Source organism: Pedobacter albus (genome assembly GCF_036324255.1).
Lineage (GTDB): Bacteria > Bacteroidota > Bacteroidia > Sphingobacteriales > Sphingobacteriaceae > Pedobacter > Pedobacter albus.
In genome coordinates this window covers 408,285-428,815 of the sequence record NZ_JAZDQT010000003.1, presented here as the reverse complement: position 1 = coordinate 428,815, position 20,531 = coordinate 408,285, and the positions used below count along the sequence as shown (strand labels likewise).

18 protein-coding genes are annotated in these 20,531 nt (G+C 41.9%); 2 read left to right on the top strand and 16 right to left on the bottom strand.

Annotation, left to right across the window (positions count from 1 at the left end; translation table 11 throughout):
• Window positions 1–11: 11 nt before the first annotated feature.
• The 14 genes from VRU48_RS17070 to VRU48_RS17005 form a co-directional block, all read right to left on the bottom strand.
• Complete coding sequence (locus tag VRU48_RS17070) at window positions 12–2,477, bottom strand: SLBB domain-containing protein (protein ID WP_330109130.1); 2,466 nt, start codon at window positions 2,475–2,477, stop codon at window positions 12–14.
• A 50-nt stretch (window positions 2,478–2,527) separates the two neighbouring features.
• A complete protein-coding gene (gene gmd / locus VRU48_RS17065; RefSeq protein ID WP_330109129.1) occupies window positions 2,528–3,664 on the bottom strand; it encodes a GDP-mannose 4,6-dehydratase in 1,137 nt (378 codons plus the stop codon).
• A gap of 172 nt (window positions 3,665–3,836) precedes the next feature.
• Window positions 3,837–4,697 (bottom strand): glucose-1-phosphate thymidylyltransferase RfbA, encoded by an 861-nt coding sequence (gene rfbA / locus VRU48_RS17060; RefSeq protein WP_330109128.1) that lies wholly within the window; start codon window positions 4,695–4,697, stop codon window positions 3,837–3,839.
• Window positions 4,698–4,714: 17 nt separating this feature from the next.
• Window positions 4,715–5,281, bottom strand: a complete 567-nt coding sequence (locus VRU48_RS17055) for a DUF3109 family protein (RefSeq protein WP_330109127.1) — start codon at window positions 5,279–5,281, stop codon at window positions 4,715–4,717.
• 8 nt (window positions 5,282–5,289) lie between these two features.
• Window positions 5,290–6,060, bottom strand: a complete 771-nt coding sequence (locus tag VRU48_RS17050) for a DUF3108 domain-containing protein (RefSeq protein WP_330109126.1) — start codon at window positions 6,058–6,060, stop codon at window positions 5,290–5,292.
• Window positions 6,061–6,094: 34 nt separating this feature from the next.
• Complete coding sequence (locus VRU48_RS17045) at window positions 6,095–6,610, bottom strand: DUF2480 family protein (RefSeq protein WP_330109125.1); 516 nt, start codon at window positions 6,608–6,610, stop codon at window positions 6,095–6,097.
• A 66-nt stretch (window positions 6,611–6,676) separates the two neighbouring features.
• Window positions 6,677–8,773, bottom strand: a complete 2,097-nt coding sequence (locus VRU48_RS17040; RefSeq protein WP_330109124.1) for a peptidylprolyl isomerase — start codon at window positions 8,771–8,773, stop codon at window positions 6,677–6,679.
• A gap of 207 nt (window positions 8,774–8,980) precedes the next feature.
• On the bottom strand, window positions 8,981–9,556 hold the full coding sequence (locus VRU48_RS17035) for an LptA/OstA family protein (protein WP_330109123.1): 576 nt from the start codon (window positions 9,554–9,556) through the stop codon (window positions 8,981–8,983).
• Between the two features lie 51 nt (window positions 9,557–9,607).
• Complete coding sequence (gene bamG, locus VRU48_RS17030) at window positions 9,608–10,933, bottom strand: BamG family beta-barrel-assembly machinery protein (protein ID WP_330109122.1); 1,326 nt, start codon at window positions 10,931–10,933, stop codon at window positions 9,608–9,610.
• Entirely contained in the window at window positions 10,914–11,648 is a 735-nt protein-coding gene (locus VRU48_RS17025; protein ID WP_330109121.1) for a type III pantothenate kinase, read from the bottom strand. The genes bamG and VRU48_RS17025 overlap by 20 nt, the downstream gene beginning before the upstream one ends.
• Before the next feature lie 119 nt (window positions 11,649–11,767).
• Window positions 11,768–12,748 carry a DUF6427 family protein gene (locus VRU48_RS17020; protein WP_330109120.1) on the bottom strand — a complete coding sequence of 327 codons (981 nt, stop codon included), beginning with the start codon at window positions 12,746–12,748 and terminating at the stop codon, window positions 11,768–11,770.
• A gap of 129 nt (window positions 12,749–12,877) precedes the next feature.
• A complete protein-coding gene (locus tag VRU48_RS17015) occupies window positions 12,878–13,867 on the bottom strand; it encodes a glycosyltransferase family protein (protein ID WP_330109119.1) in 990 nt (329 codons plus the stop codon).
• A 77-nt stretch (window positions 13,868–13,944) separates the two neighbouring features.
• The gene (locus tag VRU48_RS17010; protein ID WP_330109118.1) at window positions 13,945–14,796 is read right to left on the bottom strand and encodes a UDP-2,3-diacylglucosamine diphosphatase; all 852 of its coding nucleotides are present in this window, start codon (window positions 14,794–14,796) and stop codon (window positions 13,945–13,947) included.
• Between the two features lie 375 nt (window positions 14,797–15,171).
• Window positions 15,172–17,658 carry a YfhO family protein gene (locus VRU48_RS17005; RefSeq protein WP_330109117.1) on the bottom strand — a complete coding sequence of 829 codons (2,487 nt, stop codon included), beginning with the start codon at window positions 17,656–17,658 and terminating at the stop codon, window positions 15,172–15,174.
• 310 nt (window positions 17,659–17,968) lie between these two features.
• On the opposite strand from VRU48_RS17005, the gene VRU48_RS17000 reads away from it, so the two are divergent.
• Together VRU48_RS17000 and VRU48_RS16995 are read left to right on the top strand one after the other, a co-directional pair.
• Window positions 17,969–18,781: a DCC1-like thiol-disulfide oxidoreductase family protein gene (locus VRU48_RS17000; protein ID WP_330109116.1), complete on the top strand. Its 813-nt coding sequence runs from the start codon at window positions 17,969–17,971 to the stop codon at window positions 18,779–18,781.
• Between the two features lie 6 nt (window positions 18,782–18,787).
• Window positions 18,788–19,723: a TIGR01777 family oxidoreductase gene (locus VRU48_RS16995; protein WP_330109115.1), complete on the top strand. Its 936-nt coding sequence runs from the start codon at window positions 18,788–18,790 to the stop codon at window positions 19,721–19,723.
• Window positions 19,724–19,839: 116 nt separating this feature from the next.
• On the opposite strand, the gene VRU48_RS16990 is transcribed toward VRU48_RS16995, so the two are convergent.
• Both VRU48_RS16990 and VRU48_RS16985 read right to left on the bottom strand, forming a co-directional pair.
• A complete protein-coding gene (locus VRU48_RS16990; protein WP_330109114.1) occupies window positions 19,840–20,121 on the bottom strand; it encodes a DUF4834 family protein in 282 nt (93 codons plus the stop codon).
• Between the two features lie 151 nt (window positions 20,122–20,272).
• Window positions 20,273–20,470, bottom strand: a complete 198-nt coding sequence (locus VRU48_RS16985) for a YwbE family protein (protein WP_330109113.1) — start codon at window positions 20,468–20,470, stop codon at window positions 20,273–20,275.
• Window positions 20,471–20,531 lie beyond the last annotated feature (61 nt).

The following is a 20,531-nucleotide window of genomic DNA, read 5'->3' as shown; positions in this document are numbered from 1 at the left end:
GTTATTAAGAACTATTTCAACAAGCTTACTATTATAGCGGCTAGAGAGGCCAATCCCGTACCAATTCCAATCCACGCTTGAGGGCTTATTCTTTCTCTTTCAGCTCGTTTTGGTACAATAATCTCAGCGCCCGGTTTTACTTTAGGAAAGTTATTAAAGAACAGGAATTTCTTTGTTGCTTCAACAGAACCATTCGCGTACTTGATGTGCATTCCTCTTTTATAAGCATTAAAAGTTAAACCACCAGAGGAGTTTAAGTATTGTTTAAAACTCTTGCCCGGCATATATACTATACTATTAGGATTGAGCACTTCACCTGTAACTTTTACAGTCTGTAACTGACGCGGGATCCGAATAATATCACCATCCTCTAATATTAGATCGTATTTGGATTGCGGTTTTCCAATAATCTGTTCTAAATTGATCCCAACTAAGTCTGACATCAGTTCTTCTTCAATTACTTTTGTTCCAACCGTATCTTTAACACCATTTTCTTGGAGCCTCTTTAAACTATTTTTTGTTCTCTTTTGCTCTTCTGTCTGATCGATTGCATTCTTATCAGCCGGATTTACTTTATTTGCTCCCGGTCTCTTTAACGATGCCCCGTCTACGTAAGCCAAAGGAGTTAATCCTCCAGCTCTTTTGATTAGGTCGGAAATGGTTTCATTCTTTTTGGTAATGGTATATGGTCCAGGATATAATACTTCTCCTTCGATTTTGACCTGTTTCTGTATCTCATATCCTTCCGAGTTTCTAACTGTCACTATATCAAAAGGCTTAAGTACAAAAGGCTCTCCTATTAGCTTCAAATTCTGATCTACATTAACCGTAAAGACCTCCGCAGTACGAGCCGACACAGAACTCACATCGCTATTCTTGACTCTTCTAGAAACATCAATTCTGTTCGGCGTTGCCCCTTCCTTAAAGCCACCGGCCATTTGGATAACGGATTCCAAAGTCATGTTGTCTGCATAGTCGAAAATCCCGGGAGCCCTAACTTCTCCCTGAATACTTACTTTATATTCATCGCGAAGGTCGAAGAGTGATGAAATGGTGATTTTATCTTCGCGTTGCAAATTAATGTCTTTCGTTTCACCAGCTATTATTTTAGCAACATCAAATGGAATGAGCGATTGGGTATTATCAGCGTTCAGACGCATGATATAGCCTCTGTTTAAGAAAGCATCTTCGGTAAGACCATCCGATTTTTGGATCAAGCCCTTTAAAGTCAGGCCCTTTTCTAGTTCATAAAATCCAGGTCTAAATACAGCTCCTAATATTTCTACCCGATTGGCGAACCGATCTAGAATAGCTTCAACAATATATTTGTCGCCGTTTTTAGGAATATAATTGGCAAATTCTGAAGAAGCAATATCAGTAATTTTACGTTCCTTATCAGTGTTCTGAAAAGATTTGATCTTAGCTGTGTAAGCTAATGTTGTAAAACCTCCTGCAAAATTAATAATGTCCTGTAAAGTTTCCCTTTTTACAACCTCAAACAAGGCTGCTTGTTTCACTTCTCCCGACATTTCTACACGCTTATCGTACACTGGCACATTAATGACGTCTTGATCTTGCAAACGAATATTATCTTGTAGTATACCCTTCAACAAAAAGCTATATACATCTATCGTTTTAACGACTTTATTATTTCTGATAATTTGGATATTACGGAAAGAGCCATTTTGTGACGGTCCACCGCAAGCATAGAGTGCAGTATAGACAGTTGATAAAGAAGACAATGTGAACGTACCAGGTCTAACTACATGACCGGTCATAATTACCTTAATACTCCTAATATTTCCCAAGTTCACCGCTAATGAGGTACGACCTGTATTTAATGCGCCATAGGTTTTGGACATTATACCACGAATTTTAGAAGTGGCTTGCTCTATAGTCAAGCCTCCTACTGCAATTCTGCCTACATACTGAATATTAATAATTCCATCTGGACTAACCTGTGGGTTATAGCTGGCCTCATTATCTCCAGTAAGATCAATGATTAGTTTGTCATCTGGGCCAATGATATATCCCTGTGGAGTAGCTATACGTAAATTGGGTTCAAAAGTGATGTTTCCATTACGGAACAATTCGGAGCCAAAAACCTTTGGTGCTATCTCTTCGTCTTTTTCCTTTTTGTCATTGGTTATATCTCCTCCTTGCGTTGTTTCACTGTATTCTCTACCCGTGCTAATCGATTTATTTTCTGTTTGAGATGTCGTTCCTTGGCCTTTCAGTTTAGTTACACGCAACCGCAGTTTCTGAATCTCTTCAGTTTTCATACCTCTGGCAGTAGCCATCTGTTCCAATTGTGCTTCAGTATACCCCATCGACTCTGCTTGTTTAATCATCTGCAAGATCTGCGCATCTGAAAGTTGGTCGACCTTAGTATCTGCATAGGTACTTTGGGCCTGCACAGCAAGTTGAAATAAGAAAAGGAAAGCAAATAGAAATAGTACGGTAATTTTTTGCTTCATTGGTTTAAATCTAGCTCTTGTGTATAAATGTTTTATATCAATATCTTAAGCTACTCAAAATAGTTAAGGGTAGTAAACCCTCCATCTTTTAAGAACTCATCTTTCTTCATTAGGTGCAAATCGGAAATCATCATATCACTTACCAATGCTGGCAAATCATATTTTGGTCTCCATCCCAGCTTTGTTTTTGATTTGGTAGGGTCGCCCAATAACAAATCTACTTCTGTTGGCCTAAAATATTTCGGGTCCACTCGCACAACCGTCGTGCCAAGTTTCAGGTTATCTGAATTTAAACCTAATTTTTCGACCTTTTCTTGGTCAATATCGATGATTACGCCCTTTTCTTGTTCGTCTTTTCCCGAAAATTCAATTTCGATTCCCAGCTCAGCGAAGCTCATCTTTACAAAATCGCGGACAGTGGTGGTGATACCTGTAGCAATTACAAAATCCTCGGGCTGTTCTTGTTGCAAAATCAGCCACATCGCCTCGATGTAATCTTTAGCATGCCCCCAATCGCGTTGGGCAGAAAGATTGCCTAGGTATAAACAGTTCTGAAGCCCCAAAGCTATTTTGCAAGCGGCGCGCGTAATTTTGCGGGTAACAAAGGTCTCGCCTCTTAAAGGGCTTTCGTGATTAAACAAAATACCGTTACAAGCGAACATTCCATAGGCTTCACGATAATTTACGGTAATCCAATAGCCATATATTTTGGCCACGGCATAAGGTGAACGCGGATAAAATGGCGTGGTTTCGCTTTGCGGAACGGCCTGCACTAAACCATAAAGTTCAGACGTTGATGCCTGATATATTTTGGTTTTCTTAGTCAAGCCAAGTATCCTAACGGCCTCTAACAAACGTAATGTGCCAATTCCATCAGCATTAGCTGTATATTCTGGCATTTCGAAACTTACCTGTACATGGCTCATGGCTGCCAGGTTATAGATTTCGTCGGGCTGTGTTTCTTGTATTATACGAATAAGATTTGTCGAATCAGTCAAGTCACCATAATGCAACTTAAAATGCACGTCGTTTTCATGTTGATCTTGATAGAGATGATCTATACGGTCTGTGTTGAATAAAGACGATCTCCTCTTTATACCGTGAACGAAATAACCTTTTTTAAGTAAAAACTCTGCCAGATATGCCCCATCTTGGCCAGTTACTCCAGTAATTAATGCAACTTTCATCTATAAAATTTGACTTTTAAGCTTGCAAACATAACAAATATTTTCTGCCTTTTATTACAGAACGTTTACATTTAGATGGTTTTTAAATAGACTGGAAATATATTCATAAACTTGTAAATCAATGTTTAAACATACATTCCGCACTGAATTGCTCGCTGCTCGTCTATTTTATTTACTTGACTATTTTTAACAGGTATTCGCCGTAGCCACTCTTTACCAATGGCGTGGCAATCTGCCTCAGTTGATCGGCATTAATGAAATTCATCCTGTAGGCGATTTCTTCGATACAGCCTATTTTCAGGCCTTGGCGTTCTTCGATAATCTGTACAAATTGGCCGGCCTGCATCAAAGAGGTAAAAGTACCTGTATCTAGCCAAGCGGTCCCCCTGCTCAAAATGCCTACTTTTAATTTGCCCCTTTTGAGGTACTCTTTATTGACATCGGTAATTTCGTATTCGCCCCTAGCCGATGGCTTGATGTTTTTGGCGATTTCTACCACAGCGTTATCATAAAAATAAAGCCCTGGCACTGCATAGTCTGACTTGGGTTCTTTTGGCTTTTCTTCAATAGAGATTACTTTGTTTTCCTTGTCAAATTCGACCACACCATATCGCTCCGGGTCTGACACCTGATAGGCAAATACTACGCCACCATCAGGATCTGCGGAAGCTTGCAGCAACTTGGCCATTCCATCGCCATGGAAAATATTGTCGCCCAAAATAAGCGCCACTTTATCTGTACCAATAAATTCTTCGCCAATTACAAAGGCCTGCGCCAAACCGTTGGGCTCGTGTTGCACGGCATAACTAAATTTGCAACCCAAACTTGCACCATCGCCCAATAGTTTCTCAAAATTTGGCAAATCATGCGGCGTAGAGATAATCAATATCTCTCTAATTCCAGCTAACATTAATATAGACAAAGGGTAATAGATCATGGGTTTATCATAAACCGGCATCATCTGTTTGCTCACGGCTAATGTTAAAGGATGTAGCCTTGTGCCACTTCCTCCTGCTAAAATTATTCCCTTCATTGGTTTATTCGGTATGGTTAGTCTTTTGAAGTTACGCTATTTTCTAGTTCGGCGTACCATTCGGCGCCATATTTTCTGATTAAAGGTTCTTTGAGGAACTGGTAAACCGGTACTTTGAGCTCACGGCCAAAGGCACACGCGTCGCTGCAAATGTGCCACCTATCGTAATGCAGTACATCAAACTCCGGGTATTTGGTAATCCGGATCGGATACAAATGGCAAGAAATCGGTTTTTTCCAATCTACCAGGCCTTGTTCGTAAGCCTTCTCGATAGCGCATTTGGTAATACCGTTTTCGAAAGTTACATAGGCGCATTCCTTGTTGCCATCTACACAGGTAGTAGTTAGGTCGCCATCGGCATCTACTACATAAGTCCCCTGTGCCTCGATAGCTTCTATGCCTTTTGCGGCCAACAAGTGCTTGATTTTAGGATAGATTTCTTGTAGGATTGCGGTTTCTGCAACTTCTAGCGGAGCGCCAGAATCTCCTTCCACACAACAAATACCTTTGCATTTATTCAAATTACACACAAAGCTTTCGCTAATCACATCTTCATGCACCAAGGCATTTTGTACTTCAATCATCGTTTTATTTAACTTCCTATCGGATATTTCAGGCCTTCGGCCGATTTGATTTCTAGGGTTACAGAGCCTACCAAAATCTCTACCTGCGCCTTTACGGGCACCCTGTTGCCATCGTCGGTTATCCAAAGGTACAATTTACTATCTTTTCTAAAAACACGCCCCGGCTTAATAGAAGGGCTGAACTTAAGGCAACGGATATTGCCCAGTTTGCTTTTTACGTTTTCCTTGCCCACATATTCTATTTCCAGCGCACTGATTTCGTCGCCCAAAAAATAGTTGAGCTTAAATTTATCGCCGATTTTCAATTTCGAAATATCCAGGCTACGGGCAAAATAATAGGCCGAAACCAAATCGAACGTTTGTGTGGTCGGTGTGGCGAACGTGCCTTTGTTGGCCACCACTTTTTTATCGTCTTGATGAAACCTGGCCTTGTCTTGCCTGCGGTAACTGGCCTCCCTGATATTTTCCTGATAGAAATAAGGAGTAAGGTCGGTTTTATCGATATAAGAATCGTAATGGTCCCTGATCTTGTAAAAAATATCAAAGGTTCCCGAAGTCTGCGCGTCGACCGACAGCCTGTAGGTAGGCTTATTGTCGAACTTTACATCGCTACCCAACACTTTAATGGTCGCTTCGGCAGCGGTTAAAAATCCATACTTCAGCTTATAGGTCAAGACTTCGCCCTCCTGAAAGATCGGGTCTTTCTTAAGTGGCAGCTCTTGTGCGAAAGCCTGTACGCCAAATAATGTAACAGCTATCCATATTATTAGTCTTCTCATATTTGGTGAACAAACAAAAAGCAATCCAAAAAAATTAATCCTTACGCTTATAAATTGGCACTGTTGAGCAAGGTTCGCCAAACATAATGCTTTTGGCCACTGGCGTTAGCAATGCCGTAATTTCTACATAAGCGGCCACAGGCACTTCCAAGTCGGCGCAGCCTTTGATTACCACACGCTGTCCGGCAAAGGCATTGAGGTCTATTTTGGCCAATGCCTTGGTATAAAGCACGGCCTCAAGCACGTCAAGGCTACCAAACACCACTTCGTTGGCATAGGGCTGCATTTTATTGGCCAACAACATATAGGCCCAAGTAGGCACAATGGCATCGGCGCTGCAAATAATAGCCACGTTTTTATCTTGATACTGCGACCAGTCGTGCTCCTTGATAAAGGCCCTAAAATCCTGCTCTTTGAGAATCAGCCCATGAAACAGATTGTCTTTAATATCATACACCAAGCGTTCTCCTTTGTGGAAATATTCTTCAAGATTTAGGGTTATCAAACCACTTGAAGCCACTTTATTAACGATGTTTTCCTGAATATCCATAACCTCTATAAAATAAAAAACCGTCCCGACTAAAGTGGGGACGGTTGTAAAATTACGCAAATCAGCTTAATAGAATTTCACCCTATTGTCTTTTATATCGCTTTTTTCTTGCAATGCCTGGAAAGCGGCGCCCAAAGAGCGCTGGCCTACGCCTAGCATCATGGTTTCTTTTTGCTTAAAGGTGTTGCCAAGCGGTGCAGGAGCAGTGAAACCTTCTACGGTAAACACATACACGCCTTTTTCGCCATCAACTGGTTTAGACAGCTTGTTTACTGCCGAACCGAAAATAGTACCAACCACCTTGTTTTCTTGGGCCAAACCTGGAATAATCGGGTTTGCAAATACCATATTTTGTACCGGAGTAGCGGTTTTACCTAATTTTTGGGCTACCTGATCGATGCTTGAAGCACCTGCCAAAGCTTTGTTAGCCTGCTCGGTCAACATTTTGGCTTTAACGGCATTCATTACCATTGGCTGGATTTGTTTTTTCACATCTTCCAAGCTCAATTGGCCTTTAGGCTTAATATCTGTTAAATGGGCAACTACAAAGCCGTTGTCCATGGTGTAAACCTGGCCAAGCACATCGCCTTTTTTAGCATCGTAGGCATCTCTGATCAACTGACGAGGATTATCCAAACCCGGTGCGAAACCTTGAGAAGAAACCACCTTGTCTGCTACGCCTACGGTATAACCTTGTTTTTGGGCCAAAGCATTGAAGTTATCGCCTTTTACTTCGTTTAAGAAGCTAGATGCTTTTTTATAGGCAATATCTCTGGTCTTGGCACTTGGCGCCAATGTTTTTTCGATATAAGCTAATTTGGCCTCTTTTGAAGAACCGATTTGTTTTTCAATCTTGATCAAGTGAACACCGAACTGGGTTTTCACTACTTTCAAGTCGCCGGTTCTTCCGCCGAACGCAGCTTCTTCGAATGGAGCTACCATGGCATTGCGGCCAAAGGTACCCAAATCGCCACCTTTATCTTTAGAGCCGTCTACACTGTATTTTTTGGCCAATTCGGCAAAGCTTCCGCCTTTTTGTACCACTGCTTTTAATGAGTCGGCCATTTTAAGTGCATTGGCTTCGCCACCTACTTTGCTCGGGTCGATTAGGATATGGCTTGCTTTTACCGAATCAGGAGAGAAACGTGTACCAATTACCTTAATCAATTTATATGAATTGCCTGAGAATTTAGGACCATAGAAGCTTCCTGCTGGATAGTTGAAAATTACCGAATCTACTGCCGGATCCAATTTTCCTTTAGAGATATAAGCATAAGGAACTTTTACGTCAGAATTGTTGATGGCAAACAACGAATCGTTAGGCGTTACCTTGAAATCGGCAGCCAATTTTTCTACTTGAGCCTTAACTCCTGCCGAATCGGTTGCAGTTGGCTTAATGCTGAAAGAAACATATTCGAAAGAACGGGTCTCTACAGGATTGTCGAAACGTTTTTTGTTGGCATCGTAGTAAGCTTGATAATCAGCATCTGTAATTTTAACGTCTTTATCCAAAACGGCGCTGTAATCCAAGTTTACATATTTGAAGTTAACCAGCTTGTTGCGGTTGATGTATTCGTCGTTGGCTTCTAATGAAGTTACGTATACCGAATTGCGAACCAAGTTGGCATATTTTTGTTGCAAAGCCTGTTTCTCGATTTCAGCTTGCAACATATCCCATTGCTGTTTAAGCTTAGGGTCTTTTTGCTGTGCTTTTAACGAAGTGATTACGGCAGTACGGTCAAGCTCGCCAGTTTGCGGGTTTGAGAAATACTGTTTAATCAGCGGACTTGGGTTTTTGCCTTGCAAAAGATCAAAAAGCTCATCACCCGAAACGATTAGGCCCAAACGTGTATATTCTTTGGTTAACAATACATTGGCAACTTCAGCCTGCCAAGCATTGTCCACAGCCATCGCCTGCATCTGCGGGTTGATACTGCCACCATATTGTTGCTTAAACTGTGCAACGCTTTGTTCTACCTTAGGATTAAATTCTTCATATTTAATCTCCTCGCCGTCTATAGAGCCAACCGAAGTTCTCGAAGCTCCCCAAAGAGACGAAGTATGCTGCAACAAAGGCTCTAATACAAATAACGCTAATACCACTGCAATACCTCCTACTAGAAAATACCCCATCTTGGTACGCATGAAAGTCATTAATCCCATATTATTCTTATTTTATCAATTTTTTTTAAGAGGGCGCAAGATACAAATTTGCGACTAATTAGAAAATATAATTTTTATCTGTTTAACTATTGATTTTCAGTGGTGATAAAGCAATCACGATTTTTCAATCATTTCCCCTGCATGGCCGAGTAAATCATGATGGTTTTATTTGATTTTGCATTGCGCATTAAGCCAGATGACATTACGCTAAGGGGCTATTTTGTCTTTGAGATACCCTTCGGCGGCGGCGTCTTTGATATTATAGGTACTAAAATCCTGAGGGGCCGAAAACTGCGTTCCGGTTACTACATTGCCATCTTTGGTGGTAACCGTACCAAAAGGCGAAAAATACATGCGCTTGTTTTCGTCCCAGGTCAGCTCTTCGGTGGTAAACGTAATCTGATCGTTGATGACAACCACATGTTTCCTAAAAATGGTGATTTTTTCGCCTTCCTTGTTAATGGCGTAATCTGAAGTAATAGATCCTGTACTTTTTAAGAAATCGTCAAAGAAGTTGATTTTGATGCCTTTGGGCATTTCATTGTACTTCGGCCCTTGCGATGGGGTAACTTGATCGAGGATCGGGGCAAAACCCTTTGCTTTTACTTTGGCCGAATCGCTATAGATAATTTCTACGCCATAAGAACGGTCTTTGCTCAGGATAACCTTTTTGGCAGAGATTGCGGTAGCATTCTTCAGATCGTCGTCGTTGCAAGCCAGCATGATGCTGCTCAGCACCACAAAAAGCAACAATAGGCCAAATGGGTTACCCGACTTTCTCATCAGTCTACATTATTTTCATCTGTAACGAAAATTTACGCTACAAAGTCTGTCTTAGTCGAACCTAAATCTGCTGAACCACTTATCGTTAAGCGTAAAGCCCAAGTGGAAATTGATGTATTTCTCTTGAAGCAAGCCATTGCTAATGGTTCCTCTTTTGCCCAGCTCGGCACTAAAGTTCATTTTATAAAGGGTACGGCCAAACGATGATAAAGGCAAGCCCAAACCTACGGTAACAGCCATTTGCTTAATGTCTTGTCCAGCCATTTGGATATAGGTTTTATCGTATTGGAAACCAAAACGGTAATCAACCCTTTTAAAATAGCCATTGATGGCGGTAATATCTGGCGTAATCTGGCCACCAACAGAGAAACCATAAGTGTCTTGCAGGCCTTGATTCACGTTATCAATGGTTAAATTAGACCATTTGCCTATGCGGTAGTCGGCACCAAACAACCATTTATTGTTCTTCTGAATGCTGATACCAAAGTTGTGTACCAAAGGCATTTTAAGGTTGGTTGGGGCATTTTCTACAAACACCAAAGTGTCGATAGCTGTTTGCTCGTTGCCTTGTGAATCGTTGTAATATTGCGTAACTACCTGGCTTCTTTTCGAATTGATTTTAGACGATGATGATCCCGAATAGCCCAACATGATAGAGGTTTTGCTATCTAGGCTGATATCATACTGTGCTCCATAAGAAAAACCGATACCGCCTACGCTATTTTTAGCCTGCAAACGCGAATTAATAGCGCCCGGTTCGTTTACATATTCTGTAGAACGGTTTTCCAAAAGGTTACCAAACAGGTACTCGGCATTGGCACCAACCCTAAGATGATCGCCAAACTGTATACCATAGCCCAAATAAGCCTTGGTTAAGCCACCTTCGCCGGTATACCTGTAATCAACGGTTTTGGTATTATCGGTAGTGGTACCCACTTTTGTAGAATTGATAAAGTTGTAGCCCAGTTCCGAATAAGGCATGATGCCAAAACTCAATGCCGATTTTGTCGTTACCGGAAAAGCAAGCGCCACATGGCTCAAAGTAGAGTTAAAACTATTCTCTTTTTGCGTGCTGTTGCTCAATTCGGTAAAACCTGCGGCCATACCGATATCCAAGGTCGTCAGATTGATGGAGGCATACGAGGCCGGGTTCTGCATGTTAATGTTATTGAAAAAATTAACCTTGTTAACCGCGGTAGAAATACCACCCATTGCCCTTAGCTGAGGCAGCAACGAACCTTTGATGTTACCTACTCCGAATTTAGAATATGGAGATTGCAGGGTAATCTGTGCATTTGCAATGGCACCTGTAAGCAAAAGGCAAACTACAAATGTATATCTTAATTTTTGGTACATATTAGTGTATAAAAACTTCATTCAATCCTTTTAGAACCAAATAGGGTTCGTTTATTATTTGGGGTGCAAAGATGCTATTTTTTAATTGTTTACTCAAAAAATCAGCATCGCCACCTGTTATTATGACCTTCAGGTCGTTGTATTTCTTATTTTCTGAAGCTATAAATCCTTCTACTTCGTTCAGCACGCCCAGCAGAACCCCACTTTTGATGGCATTGGCGGTGTCTGTGCCTTCCGGAATAATTTCTTCCTTATCCCAGTCGATCAGCGGCAACCTACCCGTATAATGGTTCAGCGCCTTAAACCGCATGTTGATGCCCAAACTGATGCTTCCCCCAAAATATTCGCTGTTGGCGGTCAGTACATCGTAGGTAATGCAGGTGCCCATGTCTATCATCAAACAATTGGTGCCAGCATATAAGCCCTTTGCCGCAATTACTTTTGCCCACCTGTCTAATCCTAGCGTAGGCTGCGTTTTGTAGTGGTTTTTGATGCCGGTATTGATTGCGGTGGTAAATGGGGTATAGCGAACAGACCGACTCAAAAAGTTGCCTAGTGCTGTTACATCTCTGCTTACGCTCGAAACAGTGGCATTTTTTACCTGGTAGGTTTCGATTAGGCTTTGCAGGCTAATTTCGTCCAGTTCTTTTAGCCTTTGGAAATGAACCATGTTTTGGTGGTCGAAAACCGCAAGCTTGCTATTTGTATTTCCAATATCTATAACCAGATTATGCATAAGCTCAAGCCTGGAAAGATTTGTCCGCAATTTGAACCAGAAAAGCTACTACTCCAAATTTCATGGCACAAAGCTATCAATCTTTGGCAAGTTTCAAGGTCTCAAATTGTTAAAAAAGGTTAAACAAACAAAAAATACTGGATGCTGCACACCAAAACGGCGAACAAACTTTCGTAGAACCAGCGTTTTTTGGCATTTGAAAAATAGTAGGCCAGCAATACCGCACCCGGGGGCACGCACAGCAAAAAATGGTAAACCCTGAAATCGGGCTTGGTATAAAAGCTGATGATGGCGATGACAAACATGAAGAACAACATTTGGAAAGCCTTGCGTGTGCTGATAAAGCTCCTGAAAAAGTTCTCGCGCAACTGCAGGGTGGCCAAAATGATGATTACACCGATAGGAATCAGCACCAAGTAGTCGTTATAATTGATTTGCAGGGCCGAAGGAAATTTGTTGATCAAAGGCTTCCAAATTTGGTAAAACTGGCTGATTTTATCATTCCAGTAATAGAAAACGGCGATGAAGAAAAAGATGGTGAGGAAACCGATAATACCAGCAATCCATTCGCGCCAGTTGAACGAGCGGTACAGCAAAAGGCTGAGCCACAACATGAGCAACAATACGATGAAAGGGAAATAGATGAGCGTACCCAAGGCTATGATCATGCCGATGTCGAACATGGTCATCATGGCGTTGGTGGTTTTGCCAATCTTCAGGAACTTGTCCATGATCCAAATGAGCAGGAAATTGCAAATGAGTGGTGGACTCAAAATCAAAAATTGCAAAAACAGGCTAGAACCCGTTACGTACAGCAATGCTGGCAGGTAGCTGGGTTTGGCCAACAAGCCATGGTTATTGATAATTCGGTTAAAAAGCAAGGCTTGGACAAAAGTGATGACCATGGCCAAAACGATGTTAATGGCCGGCGAAAACGAATCGGTAATCGGAATTTGGATCAGCAACTTGGCATAGGGCTCCAAAAATTCGAAACTCAGGGGATCTGGCAAATGAATAAAAATAGCCAAACGCATAAAAATGGTGTATGCGGCCAGCAATAAAAGGTTGAATGGGCTTAAGCTCCGAAACTGATTGATCATGCCTGTTAATAAGGACAAAGTAAAGAAAATTTCGTGAAATCTTCTCGAAGCAAATAAGCCATGGACCATAGTTAATGGTTATGGCGAAAAACTATGAACCATTGACCGTTGACTATGGACTATTTACAACTAGCCTCTGGCATATTTCTTCACCACTTGGTCAATAATAGCTGCCGTTTCGTCTGGAAAGTTAAACTGGTGTTCTTGGGGCTGTGCTACAAACTGCTTTAATACAGGCAACCAGTTCTTGTTGCTGCCCCAAATTACCGGCAAGCCCAATTCCTTTAAGGCATAGGCATTGCATTGCTGTTCGTACTGGAATTTCATGGGCGCTACCAATAATTTTTTGCCCAAGAAAAGGGCTTCGGCAGGGCCCTCAAAGCCACCTCCGGTAAATACACCTTCGCAACTGGCCATGCTTTTGTTAAAACGCTCGTTATTAACCGGCTCTACAAAAACGTTTCCCTCGGCATAGCTTATTTTGGTATGCTTTGAAAAAACCTCCCACCTTACATTCGGGATTTGTTGCAAGAGCTTAACCAGGTGTTTATCATCAATGGCAGGCAGGTAAACCGTATAATGGCCTAAGTTGGTGGCCTGCAGGTTTCTGATTTCGCTCCTGATTACCGGTGTGTAGATAAAATCGTCGTAACGCTCAAAATGAAAGCCGATATGTTGGGTAGTAGGTGCATAATGGCTTAAGATAATTTTGCCCCAATCGATGGTTTTGGGACGTGGCACTTTTTTCGATTTGAATGAAGCCTGATGACTCAGCGAAACGCTTTCTAGCTTCTGCATTTTGCAGGCCCAGGCGGTAACCGGCTCAAAATCGTTAATAATCAGGTTGTAATCGGCTAACGGCACCTTGCGCATGTCTTTTCTAAAACGTGGCAAGTTCATGTTTTTCCAGGTTTTGTAATGGTCTACCCCACCTTTTTTTCCAAAAATAAAACTGAAACCATGCAATTGGTATTTTACTTCCTGACTCAGTTTTACGTCGGCTTGCGTGCCTGAAACCAATATGTCTAAATCGCCGTGTTGCTGCAACAAGGGTACGATTTCCCTTGCCCTGCTAATGTGCCCATTACCAGTGCCCTGAATTGCATAAAGTATCTTCATCCGCTCCTAATATCTATATTTTTCGGCAGTATTTATAGTTTTTAATGGAAATGAAGCGATCATGATGATTTTATGTTTTAGGCAATTTCTAACTTGATCTTTTGCAACAAGGTGTTCACGTCTAATTTGCTGTGCAGGTCTTCGCCATCAGATAGGATTCCTTGTTCCACATCGTCCTTTTCAAAATCCTTGTATTCGAACTTAAAGATTTTCCATTCCTTTTTATGGTATTCCAGTGCGGTAAGGCTTTCTACCCAATCGCCACTGTTCAGGTATTTAACACTACCCTCTTCGGTACTGATTTCCCTGATTTCGGGCTGGTGGATATGCCCGCAAACCACATATTCGTAGCCTTTTTCTATGGCCAGCTCGGCCGCCGTTTGTTCAAAGCTGTTGATGAATTTTACGGCATCCTTAAACTTGGCCTTTATTTTTTGCGAAAAACTCATTTTTTGTCGCCCAAACAAAGTAAGACACCAATTTACAAAGCTGTTGATCAGGATTAAGCTGTCGTAACCAATGGCCCCCATTTTGGCTAGCCATTTAGAATGCTGCATCGTGACGTCGAAAATATCGCCGTGAAAAAACCAGGCCTTCTTGCCGTCGAGTTCGAGCACCAGTTTATTTTGCAGGTGGAAAGTACCCATGTGCATATCGGCAAACTTGCGCAGCATTTCATCATGATTACCTGTAAGATAATAGACCTGCACGCCCTCCACAATAAACTTCATCAGTTTGCGCAACACTTTCATGTGCGATTCGGGCCAATATCTTTTGCTGAACTGCCAAATGTCGATGATATCGCCATTTAGGACAATCATTTTGGGTTTGATGCTTTTTAAATACTTGAGCAGTTCTTTGGCGTGACAGCCGTAGGTACCCAAATGCACATCAGAAATTACAGCAATTTCTACTTCTCTCTTTTCCATAAGCTGATTTTTAGGGGGTAAAATGCCCGATGCCCATGCAAACCGGCATAACAAGTTGTTGAGGAGGGGCCTGTCTTAATCTTCTTCTTCATCAATAGTCAGGTCGTAGGGACTAAAGAAAAAGGCTACGATTACAAGAAGGCAAACAATTAGAAACAGTTCAGGCATCTTGATACAGTTTTATGACTGCAAAATTGCAAGCAACAGATTAACAAGATGTTAAGAAAGTATTATTTCAAACAAATGTTAACAAGTTGAAAAACTTAAGCCCGTTGGTGAAGAACACCAACAAAAGCGGAGAAGAATACCAACAAAAGCGAACAAAAAAAGCCCCTTGCTAGGCAAGAGGCTTCAAATTATTTAAAATGGCCGGAATTAAGCCGCTTTCTTCTTTTTGTTGTCGGTATAAAAACCAAAGCCCAAGAAAGCCAGCAACAAGATAGAGCCTGCTAGAGAAATCTTCTCGCCGGTATAGTATGATTTTGGCTCGAACTTAAATTCTACCTTGTGGTTGCCTCCAGGCAATTGTGCGGCACGCAACACATAGTTTGCCCTGAAATACGGTTTTTCAACCCCATCTACATACATATTCCATCCTTTGTCGTAATAGATTTCAGAGAATACGGCAATGATATCTCTAGGCGCGCTATAGCTGTATTCGATATGATCTGGATGATAGTGTTCCATTTTGATGAACGCCGTTGGATCGGCACCCAAGCGCGTGGTATCGACCAGTTTTTTGTACTGCTCGTCAACAATAGCTTCTTGTTTGGGGTCGAAACTGCTGATGGCTTTCATTTCCTCGTCGGCATTTTTTACAAACTGGATGCCTTTTACAATCCATACGTTGCCTAAGGCCGTGCTGTTACGCTGCATTTTATAAGAACCGTTCTGCGGATCTTGTAAGATAAAATATTTGGCATTGAGCATATCCAAAACATCCTGGTTCACGCTTTTGCCAAATTGGTGCTCAATCAGCTCGTCGTAACGTTTAAGCTTGGCCGCATGGTAGCCACCAATGGTTTTATGGAAAGCCGAAGTACTGGCGTTTTGGAAGGTTTCTATACTCTGATCGTACACCCTAAAGTTTGGATCTTTATCAGACATGATGAAAGTATCGACATCGCGCGGCTGGAAGTAATTGTTTACTGCGCTTTCGCTTTCAAAGTTTTTATTGTTCAGATAACGACGATCAACCTGCCACATATCGATCAGTACCGCAAGCGCCAATAAGCCACAGGCCAATTGCGTATTCATTTTCTTGGTAAGCAACGCCCAAACAATGGCAAAACCAATGGCAATAAACAAGAACGAACGAATAGCATCGGCACGGGCAATGGAAATCCTGTCTTCAACTACTGCCGAAGCCAGCCTATGTGCAACACTGGCATTGTTCTGCAGGCCTTGGGTTAGATGTGCCACAAGCTCATCGTGAACCTGGCTCTTGAAGCTAAAGAACAAGGTTGGCAAAACAGCCACGATTAAGGCAAAGCCACCGGTAATGCCTGCCGACCAAGTCAGCTTTTTGATCAGTTCTTTTTGATCTAATTTCGATTCCATCGCTTCCTTAATGGCCAAAAAGGCTAGTATCGGCACCATCAGGCCAACAACGGCCAAAATAGATTCTACAGCCCTAAACTTGTTGTAAAGCGGGAAATAGTTAAAGAAGATATCTGATACCCATGGGAAGTTTCGGCCAAAAGACAAGAGCATAAACAATATGGTTACCGCTAAAGTCCACCATTTGAGCCTGCTTTTTACGATAAACAAGCCAAATACGAACAAGAAACACACAATGGCACCAAAATAATAGCCTCCAGAGGTACCTGGCTTTTCGCCCCAGTATTGGTTCATGTTTTGGGCAAAAAATGATAGGATCTGACGTTGGTCCTGCTCAGGGTACTGAGAAAAACTCTCTCCAAAAGCTTTATAAAAATGGCTTTCAGGCTCCATCATTTTGTCGATGCTCGAAGCCCCGCCGTATAAATCGGGAATGAGGAAGGTAAAGCTTTCGCCCACCCCCTGGCTCCAGTTATAGGCGTATTTTTTAGACATGCCTGTATTTTTCTCCGTCGCATCGCTGGTTAGGTTAGGCTTGCCACGATTGGTTTCCTTGGCATATTCTGAGGTAGTCCACAACAAACTTGCGTTTACCATTACCGCCAATATTACCGCAAGGCTTAAAAAGCCAATGGCTTTGCCTAAAGCAGGAAATGTTTTGTTTTTATAGGCCTGATAGATTTCAATGCCCACAAAAATAAGGATAGCCAAGAACAGGTAATAGGTCATCTGTACGTGGTTGGCCCTGATTTCGAGTGCCAAAAACAAGGCCGTTAAGCTGCCACCCAGCCAATATTTGCCACGCAAGGTGATCAATATACTGGCTATGATAGGCGCAAAAAAGCCGATGGCCAAGGCTTTATTGCTATGGCCCGCAGCAATAAGCACAAAATTATAAGTGGTAAAGGCAAAGGCTATGGCCCCCGCCGCTGCCAGCCAAGGGTTGATTTTTAAGGTAACGAACAAGAAATAAGCACCTACCAATAACAATAGCACTGTTCCTACCGGATCAGGAAAGGCTTTTGTAATTAAGGCTATGCCATAGGTAGCGCCGTTGTAGGCATACTGTACCCAAATTTGGTAAGCAGGCATGCCGCCAAACATTTGGTTGGTCCAAAGAGGGCCTTTGCCATCTTTATCCTTGTACTCCATAATCTCCTTTTGCATCGCTTTCGATTGGACTACGTCGTTCTGCACAGGAACTTTTCCCTGCATTACCGGGCTGAAGTACGCGAAACAAATAACCGCAAAAATTGCAATGATGGCCAAATGAAGGCCATTCTGTTTAAACCAATTGTTCATTAAGGTTTTATATTTAAAATTAAACTAAGCCCAAAAATAGAAAATTGATGCAGATTAAAAAGGAAAAATTTGGGGAAGTGCGCGATGTAAAGTGTTTCGCCTTGTTTGTTCCCTCATTTACTATGGCAATCGATAGTGAATAAAAATATAGCTTCAATCCAAAAGACAATTTAATTTTCAATAATATTTGAAAGTTCAGAAAATCATTCTACATTTGGTTAGCGAATCAAAAGAAAGATACTGTTGGGCCGAAAGGCTTATTTTTTAACCCAGTTCTTTCAATTTTTTCTGAAACTTAAAAACAAAAACAATGAAAACGCTGGCCAATCACCTCCTCCTTTACGACGCCGAATGTCCAATGTGCAACATTTACACCAAGGCTTTTATCAAAACGAAGATGCTGGACCCAAACGGCAGGGAAGCTTATCAGAACATGCCTGCAACGGTTTGTCCTTTGGTTGATCGCCAGCGAGCGGTTAACGAAATTGCCTTGGTCAATACACAAACCGGCGAAGTAAGCTATGGCGTTTATAGCATCTTTAAGATATTGGGCAATGCCATGCCTGTTTTCAGGCCTATATTCAATTTCAGGCCTTTTAGCTGGATAATGAGCAAGGTTTACGCCTTTATTTCTTACAACCGTAAAATAATTATGCCGGCAAAGGCCAAACCAAACGAACTTTTGCCCGATTTTAAATTGCATTACAGGATTGCCTACCTCATTTTGACCTGGCTATTAACCGCCGCTGTACTTACTGCCTATGCCAAAACCTTAAGTCCGTTGGTGCCACTGGGTACGGCTTATCGCGAATATTTGATTTGCGGCGGCCAGATGGTGTTCCAAGGCCTGGTTTGTCTTTGCTATAAACCCAAAAAATATTGGGATTACCTGGGCAATATGATGACCATTTCATTTGCTGGCGCCCTCTTGCTGTTGCCTATGCTTTTGATAAGCAACTTTGTCCCCGTTGATGCGACAGTCTGTGCTCTTTACTTTTTAGGAGTAGCCGGACTCATGTTTTTAGAACATTTGAGGAGAAGCCACATTTTAGACTTGGGGCTTACTTTAAGCCTAACATGGGCTATTTATCGATTAGCTGTTTTGGTTTGGATTTTAATTTAATTGACGATGAAAAAGTTCAAAAAAGTTGTCCTCGCTGGTGGCAACGGCTATTTGGGACAGGTTTTGGCCAAGCATTACAGCAGTTTAACAGACGAAGTTATTCTATTGGCCAGGAAACCAAAAACCAAGCAAGCCAACATCAGAACCGTAGTTTGGGATGGCAAAAGCGAAGGAACCTGGGCAGAAAACCTGGAAAATGCAGATTTGTTGGTCAACCTTTGTGGCAAAAATGTAAACTGCAGGTACACTCCAAAAAACCAAAAGGAAATTATCAACTCGCGTGTAGTACCTACCCGCTTGTTGAATTGGGTGCTTGAGCGATTGGAAAATCCGCCGAAGGTTTGGATCAACATTACCTCTGCTACGATTTATCGCCATGCCGAAGATTGTGCCCAAGACGAAATTAACGGCGAAATAGGCTATGGTTTTTCTGTTGATGTATGCAAAAAGTGGGAAGCCAGTTTTTTCGAGACTTCTATACCAGGCACCAGAAAAGTAGCCCTACGAATGGGTATCGTTTTAGGAAGTACCGATGGCGTTTTTCCAAGGCTTTTGAATTTGGTTAGGTTTGGCCTAGGTGGTAAACAAGGCGATGGACAGCAATATGTGAGCTGGATACATGAACAGGATGTTGCTTTGAGTACGCAATGGATATTAACACATCCCGATATCGAGGGAATAGTAAACTGCACGGCCCCAAACCCCATTAAAAACCGTGAATTGATGAGGCTGATGGGAAAAGCTTATGGAATTTCAATGGCACTACCTTGCCCAACGTGGATGCTAAGCTTAGGCGCTTGGCTTATTGGAACCGAAACCGAGCTGATTTTAAAAAGCCGATGGGTTTTGCCCAGCCTTTTGTTAGCTTCTGGCTTTAAATTCCAATACCCAACAGCCGATGTGGCGATAAGCGATTTGGTGGCGCAGGCAAAAGTTCGTTAGTTCACTGATTAATCAAATTGCAAACCATTAGTCATAAAATTTTCACCACCTAAGACACATCAGAAGCAGAAGCCTTTGGGGATCGCAATAGTAAATTAGGAATCAAGAACTGAAAACTACTTCACTTCTTCAAAGTCGACGAAATCGCCCAACTTGTCGGCGTTGCCTTTTTTGTCTTTCTTGTTAGGCATGTAGTCTATGCTGATAGAACCTTCTGGTCTTCTTGATCTTTGTTGCTGTTGTTGTTGGCCATAATCGCCTTGGCCCGGCATGGTTCCGAAGGCTTTTCTTACCATTACGGGGAATATCATTCGAACCAATATGCGAATGATCCAAAGGATGAGGATGGCTATGAAGAGGAATTTTAACAAACCCATTTTATCTAATCTAAAATTCAAAAACAAAAGTTAATCATTGCTGTTGTGGCAATTTCATCAACCCTTAAACACAAATATAGACGAGGTCGGCGTTTTTTTGTTACTTTTCAAAAAGATAGTTACACTTTAATTACAATTGGCAACTGCAATTGTTTGCAACTGGTCTTATCGGCTATTCTTCAATAATCTCTACCACGCGGCCAATCTGCCCGTCGTCCAGCCTTACTTTTATCCCCCTCGAATGGAATGCAGCCGAGGTTAATATATTCTTCACAAAGCCGTAGGTTACTGTGCCGTTGCGTTGGTCTTTTTTCAGGATAATGCCTACTTCCAAACCCGGATAAATGTCTTTTCTGTTCTGTCCTTGCATTATAAAGGGAATTAGTTCATTGGCTCATTAGTAATTGGGAGCCTAGCTTATTTAAGTTCAA

Coding starts and splice junctions, on each gene's coding strand:
- VRU48_RS17000 (WP_330109116.1), top strand. CDS start 17,969: ATGAAAACGCTGGCCAATCACCTCCTCCTTTACGACGCCGAATGTCCA.
- gmd (WP_330109129.1), bottom strand. CDS start 3,664: ATGAAAGTTGCATTAATTACTGGAGTAACTGGCCAAGATGGGGCATAT.
- VRU48_RS17020 (WP_330109120.1), bottom strand. CDS start 12,748: ATGATCAATCAGTTTCGGAGCTTAAGCCCATTCAACCTTTTATTGCTG.
- VRU48_RS17045 (WP_330109125.1), bottom strand. CDS start 6,610: ATGGATATTCAGGAAAACATCGTTAATAAAGTGGCTTCAAGTGGTTTG.
- rfbA (WP_330109128.1), bottom strand. CDS start 4,697: ATGAAGGGAATAATTTTAGCAGGAGGAAGTGGCACAAGGCTACATCCT.
- VRU48_RS16995 (WP_330109115.1), top strand. CDS start 18,788: ATGAAAAAGTTCAAAAAAGTTGTCCTCGCTGGTGGCAACGGCTATTTG.
- VRU48_RS17070 (WP_330109130.1), bottom strand. CDS start 2,477: ATGAAGCAAAAAATTACCGTACTATTTCTATTTGCTTTCCTTTTCTTA.
- VRU48_RS17010 (WP_330109118.1), bottom strand. CDS start 14,796: ATGGAAAAGAGAGAAGTAGAAATTGCTGTAATTTCTGATGTGCATTTG.
- bamG (WP_330109122.1), bottom strand. CDS start 10,933: ATGAAGTTTTTATACACTAATATGTACCAAAAATTAAGATATACATTT.
- VRU48_RS17055 (WP_330109127.1), bottom strand. CDS start 5,281: ATGATTGAAGTACAAAATGCCTTGGTGCATGAAGATGTGATTAGCGAA.
- VRU48_RS16985 (WP_330109113.1), bottom strand. CDS start 20,470: ATGCAAGGACAGAACAGAAAAGACATTTATCCGGGTTTGGAAGTAGGC.
- VRU48_RS17040 (WP_330109124.1), bottom strand. CDS start 8,773: ATGGGATTAATGACTTTCATGCGTACCAAGATGGGGTATTTTCTAGTA.
- VRU48_RS17035 (WP_330109123.1), bottom strand. CDS start 9,556: ATGAGAAAGTCGGGTAACCCATTTGGCCTATTGTTGCTTTTTGTGGTG.
- VRU48_RS17015 (WP_330109119.1), bottom strand. CDS start 13,867: ATGAAGATACTTTATGCAATTCAGGGCACTGGTAATGGGCACATTAGC.
- VRU48_RS17050 (WP_330109126.1), bottom strand. CDS start 6,060: ATGAGAAGACTAATAATATGGATAGCTGTTACATTATTTGGCGTACAG.
- VRU48_RS17005 (WP_330109117.1), bottom strand. CDS start 17,658: ATGAACAATTGGTTTAAACAGAATGGCCTTCATTTGGCCATCATTGCA.
- VRU48_RS17025 (WP_330109121.1), bottom strand. CDS start 11,648: ATGCATAATCTGGTTATAGATATTGGAAATACAAATAGCAAGCTTGCG.